The sequence below is a fragment of the Kineococcus deserti genome (assembly GCF_050871945.1).
Lineage (GTDB): Bacteria > Actinomycetota > Actinomycetes > Actinomycetales > Kineococcaceae > Kineococcus.
The window spans coordinates 1-8529 of sequence record NZ_JBJLSI010000065.1 but is presented as its reverse complement, the minus strand read 5'-3'; the positions used below and the strand labels follow the sequence as shown (position 1 = coordinate 8529).

General features: G+C 68.3%; 7 protein-coding genes. 6 read left to right on the top strand and 1 reads right to left on the bottom strand.

What is annotated here, in order from left to right; translation table 11 throughout:
* The 4 genes from ACRYR2_RS24795 to ACRYR2_RS24780 all read left to right on the top strand — a co-directional run.
* On the top strand, nucleotides 1-845 hold an 845-nt coding region (locus ACRYR2_RS24795), incomplete at its 5' end, for a Gfo/Idh/MocA family protein (protein WP_432565669.1).
* A gap of 235 nt (nucleotides 846-1080) precedes the next feature.
* Nucleotides 1081-2085: a substrate-binding domain-containing protein gene (locus tag ACRYR2_RS24790; RefSeq protein WP_432565668.1), complete on the top strand. Its 1005-nt coding sequence runs from the start codon at nucleotides 1081-1083 to the stop codon at nucleotides 2083-2085.
* An 88-nt stretch (nucleotides 2086-2173) separates the two neighbouring features.
* The gene (locus ACRYR2_RS24785) at nucleotides 2174-3175 is read left to right on the top strand and encodes a Gfo/Idh/MocA family protein (RefSeq protein ID WP_432565667.1); all 1002 of its coding nucleotides are present in this window, start codon (nucleotides 2174-2176) and stop codon (nucleotides 3173-3175) included.
* On the top strand, nucleotides 3172-4233 hold the full coding sequence (locus ACRYR2_RS24780) for a Gfo/Idh/MocA family protein (RefSeq protein ID WP_432565666.1): 1062 nt from the start codon (nucleotides 3172-3174) through the stop codon (nucleotides 4231-4233). Before ACRYR2_RS24785 ends, ACRYR2_RS24780 begins: the two co-directional genes overlap by 4 nt.
* Nucleotides 4234-4407: 174 nt before the next feature.
* On the opposite strand, the gene ACRYR2_RS24775 is transcribed toward ACRYR2_RS24780, so the two are convergent.
* Nucleotides 4408-5640: an NAD(P)-dependent malic enzyme gene (locus tag ACRYR2_RS24775; RefSeq protein ID WP_432565665.1), complete on the bottom strand. Its 1233-nt coding sequence runs from the start codon at nucleotides 5638-5640 to the stop codon at nucleotides 4408-4410.
* Between the two features lie 424 nt (nucleotides 5641-6064).
* On the opposite strand from ACRYR2_RS24775, the gene ACRYR2_RS24770 reads away from it, so the two are divergent.
* Together ACRYR2_RS24770 and rpiA are read left to right on the top strand one after the other, a co-directional pair.
* Complete coding sequence (locus tag ACRYR2_RS24770) at nucleotides 6065-7597, top strand: glyceraldehyde-3-phosphate dehydrogenase (protein WP_432565670.1); 1533 nt, start codon at nucleotides 6065-6067, stop codon at nucleotides 7595-7597.
* Nucleotides 7598-7633: 36 nt separating this feature from the next.
* Nucleotides 7634-8377 (top strand): ribose-5-phosphate isomerase RpiA, encoded by a 744-nt coding sequence (gene rpiA, locus ACRYR2_RS24765; protein ID WP_432565664.1) that lies wholly within the window; start codon nucleotides 7634-7636, stop codon nucleotides 8375-8377.
* Nucleotides 8378-8529: the final 152 nt, after the last annotated feature.

Genomic DNA, 8529 nt, shown 5'->3' with positions numbered 1-8529 from the left:
ACCCCAAGGCCGCCATCGCCGACCCCGAGGTCGACGCCCTGGTCATCGCCACCCCCGGGTTCACGCACGAGGAACTGGTGCTGCTGGCGCTGGAAGCCGGCAAGCCGGTCCTGTGCGAGAAGCCGCTGACGACCTCGCCGGAGACCGCGCGCACGATCGTCGAGGCAGAGGCTGCGGTGGTGGCAGAAGAGGGCCGGCCGCTGGTGCAGGTCGGTTTCATGCGCCGCTTCGACGCCGGCTACCAGCAGCTGCGGGCGCTCATCGCCTCCGGGGAGTACGGCGCGCCGCTATTCCTGCACTGCGCCCACCGCAACGCCACCACGCCGCCGAACTTCTCCTCCGAGATGCTCCTCTTGGATTCGGTGGTGCATGAAGCGGACATCGTGCGGTACCTGACCGGTGAGGAGATCGTCGCGATCCGGGTGATCGCGCCACGGTCCACCAGCCAGGCGCCGGAGGGCCTGCTGGACCCGCAGTTCGTCATCATGGAGACCGAGAGCGGGATCCTGGTCGACGTCGAGATCTTCGTCAACACGACGTTCGGCTACGAGGTGCGCACCGAGCTGGTGGCCGAGAAGGGGCAGGCCCGCATCGGGCTGCCCGAGGGCATGGTCACCCAGTCCGGCGCCGGCTGGGGCGGGTCGATCCCCAAGGACTTCAAGGAGCGCTTCGGCGCCGCCTACGACACCGAGTTCCAGCGCTGGATCGACGCGGTCCGCGCCGGCACCAACGTCGACGGCCCGGGTGTGTGGGACGGCTACGCCGCGGCCGCCGTCTGCGCGGCCGGCGTGGAGTCCCTCAAGACCGGTCAGCGCGTCGAGATCGACCTGGGGGCTAGACCCTAAACTTTGCGGGCACTGTGAACTGGTCGCTCGTCATGGTTTGTGGGCTCGCATGGCATCGACGACGCGCGATCGACCGTTGGTGAACCGCCGGGGAGTCGGCGCACCGTTCGACGTGTGTCGTGGCGACCACCCGTTGTATCGCCCGGACATCAGCACGGCCAAGTGCTATCAGCAGGCCGCAACGACCGCCGATCCGCATGGTGCGGATGGCATCTATTGATGAGGATGGCAAGAGATGACGAAGTCTCGTGCAGGATTCCGCACCGCAGCGCTGCTGGCGGTTGCAGCCTTGGGGCTGGCGGCGTGCAGCAGCACTGGTGGCGCTGCTGACAACAGCAATGAAGGCTCCAGCGGTGGTCAGGTCGCGAACACGCCGAAGTTCAAGGTTGCGCTGATCACTCACGGGTCGGCCGGCGACACCTTCTGGGACATCGTTCGCAAGGGCGCCGAGGCCGCGGCGGCTAAGGACAATGTCGACCTGCAGTACTCGAACAACGACAACGCCTCGCAGCAAGCGATCCTTATCCAGAATGCCGTCGACGCCAAGGTCGATGCAATCGCCGTCACCATGCCCAACGCTTCCTCACTGACTGATGCTCTGGGTAACGCCAAGGCCGCGGGCATCCCGGTCGTCGGTCTGAACGCCGGCTTCAACGACTGGCAGCAGCAGGGGCTCCTGGGGTACTTCGGTCAGGACGAAACGATCGCCGGCACCGCCGCAGGCCAGCGCCTGGCCGCCGAAGGGGCGAAGAAGACGTTGTGCGTCATCCAGACGCAAGGCCAGGTGCAGCTGGAGGACCGGTGCAAGGGCGTGGCGCAGGGTGTCGGAACGACTGGGGCGGTTGAGACTATTTATGTGAACGGCACGGATGCACCGTCGGTGCAGTCGACCATCACCGCCAAGTTGCAGCAAGACGACTCAATCGACCACGTCATCACCCTGGGGGCTCCGATCGCTCTCATCGCTGTGCAGTCGCTGCAGGAAGCGGGCAGCCAGGCCAAGCTTGCAACGTTCGACACCAACGCCGAGCTGGTCAGCGCCATCCAGGACAAGTCCGTGGAATGGGCCGTGGATCAGCAGCCCTACCTGCAGGGCTACGAGGCCGTTGACTCGCTGTGGTTGTACAAGACGAATGGAAACACTATCGGTGGTGGACAGGCCACGCTGACCGGCCCGGCGTTCATCGACGCGACCAACATCGAGGCGGTGTCGCAGTACGCGAAGGCCGGAACTCGCTGACGATGACGGCCCCACAGCGAGCCCTCGCCGAGTCCGGCGAGGGCTCGCTGATGTTTGCCTGACGCGTCTGTCCCCTTGGAGGTCTTTGGTGCCAACCAACAACGAACCTTTGCGTATCGGTATCCTGGGCGCTGCGCGCATCTGCGCCGAGGCCATCGTCGGCCCGGCCCACGCCGGTGGTCACCGCCTAGTCGCTGTCGCCGCGCGTGATCGTGCCCGAGCAGAAGCGTTCGCGACCAGCAATGGCGTTGAGCGGGTGCACGACAACTATCAGGCGGTCATCGACGACCCCGACGTAGAGGTCGTGTACAACCCTCTGCCCAACTCCCTGCACGCCCAATGGAACATCCGCGCCGCGCTGGCTGGCAAGCACGTGCTCACCGAGAAGCCCTCGGCAGTGAGTGCACTGCAGGCCCGCGAGGTCCTCGACGTGGTCAAGCACACCGGCGGCGCCTTCCTGGAGGGCTTCCATTACTTCCACCATCCGGTCATGCAGCGGTTGTTGAGCCTGCTGGACATCGGTGAGCTCGGGCAGTTCCGGCGCCTGGAGGTGGACATGTACATGCCCGCCCCGGCAGCCGGTGACCCGCGCTGGTCCGGCCCGCTGGCCGGGGGCGCGCTGATGGACCTTGGTTGCTACGGCTTGCACCTGACCCGTCAGCTGGCCTCACGCGCCGGCGGCGACCCGGCGGTGCTCAGCGCCCGCCGCGGCACCAATCCGCGCTATCCCGGGGTCGATGACTGGTTCGAGGTGGACCTGCGCTACCGCGGCGGGGCAACCTCGAGCGTGCGCAGCCGGATGAGCGGGGCCGAGTGGCGCTTTACGGTGGAGGTCGTCGGCACCGCCGGCTCGGCCCACGCCTGCAACTTCGTCAAGGCCAACCAGGACGACCGGGTACTCGTGGCGACGGACGCGGGGCAGCGGATCGAGCACCTCGGCGTGCGCTCCAGCTACGAGTACCAGCTTGAGGCCTTCGCGCGGCACATCCGGCTCGGCGAGGTGCTGCCATGGGGCGTCGAGGACTCGGTCCGGACGCTGGAGATCATCGAAGCCGCGGCCGCCGCGGCCACCGAGCTGTCAGCGCCGTGAGCGCGCCCAGAACGCTGCCGCCCCCGCGCCGGCCCGAACCCCGGTCGGTGCCGGCCCTGCGCTGGGCGGTCATGGGCACCGGGTGGGTGGCCCGCCGGTTCACCGACTCGCTGCACCGGTACACCGACCAGCGGGTGGTGGCGGTGGGATCGCGGGAGGCGGGCGTCGCGGTCCGCTTCGCGGCCGAGCACGGCATCGATCGCGCGCACGGCTCCTACGAGGCTCTGGCAGCAGACCCTGGCGTCGACGTGGTGTACGTCGCCCTGCCCCATCAGCTGCACCGGCCCGCAGCGGAGCTGGCCATCGGCGCCGGCCGGCACGTGCTGGTCGAAAAGCCCCTCGCGCTGGACGTGGCGGACGCGACGGCGGTATATGCGGCGGCTTCGGCGGCCTCAGTGGGCTGCTTCGAGGCGCATTGGACGGCCTTCTTGCCGCGCACCGACGTGGTCCGGCAGGTCGTGGCGGCGGGCTGGCTCGGTGAGCTGCGGACCGTCCTGGGCGACCACGGCGAACGGTTCGATCCCGCGCACCGCATCTGGGATCCGGCGATGGCCGGTGGGGCCCTGCTGGACCTCGGCACCTACCTCACCTCCTTCGCCCTCGAGGTCCTAGGGCCTGTTCAGTCCCTGCAAGCCCAGGGCCAGCTGACAGCGACGGGAGTGGTGGGGGAGTCGGCGGCGGTGCTGACCCACGCCGGTGGCGCGCTGAGCGTGCTGCACACCAGCATGGTCACCACGACGCCGACTGCCGCGAGTCTGGCAGGGACTGAGGGGTTGTTGAGCCTGCCGGCGCCGTTCTTCATGCCCGGCGATGTCGTCCTCAGCTCCCCGACCGGCCAGGAGATCGCCACCTGGCGCGAGCCCGAACCGGTCCGGCACGCAGGGCTGTACCACTCGGCGATCGAGGTCGCCTTCCGCCTTGGCCGCGGTGAGCTGGACACTCCCTGGCGCAGCCAGGAAGCGGTGCTGGCCAACCTCGCGGTGCTGGACGCCTGGGCCGCGGCGATCGGTGCCCACCGCGGTGCGCGAGGCGCCGAAGGCGCCAGCCACGCCGGTTAGGCCAGGCGCACGGGAAGGGCTTGCGCCCGCCGATGCGGCCAGCGGCCAGGCCGGTAGGACGCCCCGTCCACCGACCTGCCCGGGCGAGCTCGCTCCTCCCGGGCAGAACGGATTCGGACGACGCCTAGACAGCCCAGGCACCACGCGGCCAGGACACCTGGGCGACCAGGAAAACTAGGCCGAGGCCACCCCGGCGCCAGGGTCCTGACGAGCGGCCTCGGCGACAGCCGCCGCGACCGCCGGCGCCACCCGCGGGTCGAACGGGCTGGGCACGATGCGGTCGATGGCCAGGTCAGCGGAGGCGACGCGGAAGATGGCCTGGGCCGCGGCGAGCTTCATCGGCTCGGTGATCCGACGTGCCCCGGCATCCAGGGCCCCGCGAAACACGCCGGGGAAGGCCAAGACGTTGTTGATCTGGTTCGGGAAGTCACTGCGGCCGGTAGCGACCACGGAGGCGTAGCGCGCAGCGACTTCGGGATGGACCTCGGGGTCGGGGTTGGACAGGGCGAACACGAACGGATCTGGAGCCATGGTGCTCAAGAGCGCTTCCGGCAGCGTGCCGCCGGACAACCCGACGAACACGTCGGCCCCGGCCAGCGCCTCGGTCAGCCCACCGGACAGGCCGCGCGGGTTCGTCTCGGCAGCCAACTCGGCTTTGACCCCGCCGCGGGCGAGGTCCACGATGCCGCGCGAATCCAGGACGACGACGTCCTTGACTCCGGCCGACAGCAGGAAGCGTGCGCAGGCCACGCCAGCCGCTCCGGCGCCGGAGACCACAACACGCAACGACTCCGGCGAGCGGCTCGTGACGGCGCAGGCGCCCTGCAACGCAGCGAGCAGAACGATGGCTGTGCCGTGCTGGTCGTCGTGCATGACCGGACAGTCCAGAGCCTGCACGAGCCGGCGCTCGAGGTCGAAACAGCGCGGTGCCGAGACGTCCTCCAGATTGACCGCTCCGAAGCTGGGCCGCAATCGCACGAGCGTCTCGACTATCTCCTCAACGTCGGTGGTGTCCAGGACCAGCGGGATGGAGTCCAGACCGCCGAAGTTCTTGAACAGTGCCGACTTACCCTCCATCACCGGCAGTGCGGCGCGCGGGCCGATGTTGCCCAGCCCGAGGACGGCGGTGCCGTCGCTGACGACGGCGACCAGCCGCTGCGTCCAGGTGTACTGGCGGGCCAACTTAGGCTCGGCGGCGATCGCGCGGCACACCTCAGCCACACCAGGGGTGTAGGCGATCGACAGATCGCGTACGTCCTCCAGCGCCGCGGTCAGCGCGGTGCCCAGTTTCCCGCCTTCGTGCGCGCCGAAGATCTCGCTCGAAGTCGGGGGCGCCGGCCTTGCGGACACCTTCGCGTGCGTACCGACTGGCGCGGGAGTCGCCTCGGGCTTGCTGTTGTTCGTCACGGAACCTGCCTCTCGACGGTGAGTCGACCGCGCGAACGGCGGCAACGACGGCATCTTGCTGAAGTCGCAGACTACGGACAAGCCGTCCGATCGAGAAGATTGGCAGTTGTTTACCGGGCGCGAACTCCGCGCAACCCGGGCCGGGGGTGTGGAGAACTACCGCGATGCTCGCCGCGACTCATAGGAAAAAGTTGCAGCAGAGCTGATCCACCGGCGAGGGATCCGGTCTCATCTGGAGCGGCGCCCCGACGTGAAGGGGTTGCCAGATTGCCATAGGTGAGCGAGCTCACAACAGAATATGTCTCACCCAGTGGACACACAAGCCAACAGACAATAACTTTCAGAGGTACCCTCCTTGCAGGCAAGACCCCATCGACCAGGTGAGTTGACCGTGACACTCGACGACGCCGTCAAGAACAGTCCGATCGAAGATCTCTCGCTTGCGCACCCGGCGCAGGAGTGGGCGCCTGACGACGGGTGGCCCACCCGAATGGCCGCGGCCGAGGCCATGATCCCCCTGATCGGCCGACTGCACCGCCAGCACGGCGTCAACATCACCGTGCACGGCCGCAGCCTGGTCGGCGCGTCGGTCGTGGGCCTAATCAAGGCCCACCGCTTGGCCCGGCGCGTCGATGGCAGGGAACTGTCGATGGAGAGCAGCCTGGAACTGCTGCAGGTGCTGGGCCGCCTGCCGCTGTCACCGGCCGTCATCGACCTGGCCCGCTTGACCGGCGCCGGAATCAGTGGCGAGGACGCCGTCCGTGAGGTGCTCACCCCGCTGGAGTACGCGTTGGCCGGGGCCGACCGGCCACAGAGCCGCCGCGACGTGGTCCTGTATGGCTTCGGCCGCATCGGCCGACTGCTGGCCCGGATCCTGATCGAGCGCGGCGAGGATCCGTGGGGTCTGCGGCTGCGGGCGGTGGTGGTGCGGCCCGGCGGAGGGCAGGACCTCCTCAAGCGCGCCAGCCTGCTGCGCCGGGACTCCGTGCACGGCAGGTTCGCCGGAACGATCACGGTGGACGAAGAACACAACCAGATCCAGGCCAACGGCACGACGATCCAGGTCATCTACTCCGATGATCCCAGCACCATCGACTACCGCGCTCACGGCATCCAGGACGCCATCGTCATCGACAACACCGGCCGCTGGCGCGACACCGAGAGCCTGGCCAGGCACCTGGCAAGCCCCGGTGCCGGACGGGTGCTGCTGACCGCGCCGGGCAAGGGAGCGGTGAAGAACATCGTCCACGGCCTGAACCAGGACACTCTCACCGGCCACGACCGGATCGCCTCGGCGGCCTCGTGCACCACCAATGCCATCGCCCCGGTCCTGAAGGCCGTGCACGAGGAATACGGCATCGTCCGCGGGCACGTTGAGACGGTGCACTCGTTCACCAACGACCAGAACCTCATCGACAACTTCCACACCGGGGACCGGCGCGGTCGATCGGCGATGCTAAACATGGTCCTCACCGAGACCGGCGCGGCCAAGGCGGTGGCCAAGGCGCTCCCCGAGCTGGACGGTAAACTCACCGGCAGCTCCATCCGCGTGCCCACCCCCGACGTCTCACTCGCAGTGCTGCACCTGAACTTGGTCCGGCCGGTGGACAAGGCATCGATCAACGAGTACTTGCGCCAACTATCGATGAACTCCCCGTGGCAGGACCAGATCGACTACACCGATTCCCCCGAGGTCGTCTCCACCGACTTCATCGGAACGATCAAGACCGGCGTCGTGGACGCGCGTGCGACGATCGCCGCCGGCGACACGGTCGTCCTGTACGTCTGGTACGACAACGAACGCGGCTATTGCGAGCAGGTTCTGCGGGTGGCGCACACTCTCCAAGGGCTGGACCGCCCGGTGCTCCCCGCCAAGGCCCCGGCCAACGCCGGACGCCTCGCTGAGCAGCGCCAGCCCACCGATGAACGCCGCATCGTGGCTGCCGCGGCGCGCTGAGCACTGCACCACCACCATCACCGGAAAGGAACAGCTGTGACAACCGGCACGACGCAAGACCGCGCGAAACAGGCCGCCGGGCGCCGGGCCGCCGCGGAACTGTGCCACGACGGTATGACCTTGGGACTCGGGTCGGGAACCACGGCGCACTTCTTCGTCCGCGCACTGGCCGAGCGGGTGGCCGATGGTCTCGACGTCGTCGGAGTACCCACCTCCCAGGCAACCGGTGACCTCGCGCGAAGCTTGGGAGTACGCCTAACGGACCTCGAGGCGGTGTCCGAGCTGGACCTCACCATTGACGGCGCGGACGAACTCGACGCCCAGGGCGACATGATCAAAGGCGGCGGCGCCTGCCTACTGTGGGAGAAGATCATCTCGCGGGCCTCGCGCCGCACGGTGATCGTGTCGGATGCGAGCAAACTGGTCACCACGCTGGGACAGTTCCCGCTGCCGATCGAGGTCCTGCCTTTCGGCTGGACCAGCACAGCGCGCCTGGTCACCGACCTGTTGCGCGACGCCGGCTACGACATCTGCGCCCCGGTGCGCCGGCCAGGGTCGTGTGGACCGCTCGTGACCGACAGCGGGAACTACCTGCTGGACGTGCGACTTGGCGCCATCCAGGACGCGGCCACGTTGGCCGCAGAGCTCAACCAGATTCCCGGGGTGGTTGAGAACGGGTTGTTCATCAACATGGCCGACGCCGTCGTCGTGGGCCACGCCGATGGCACCACCACGATCCGCGAGCCCGGCGACATCTCAGGACAGGACACCAACGCATGAGTACGAACAACGTCGAACTGCTCGCCCAGCACGGTGTGTCGGTCTGGCTGGACGACCTCTCCCGCGAACTGACCGACGGGGGCGAGCTGCAGCGCCTGGTCGACGCGGGTGTGCTCGGCGTGACGTCGAACCCGACGATCTTCGCCACCGCC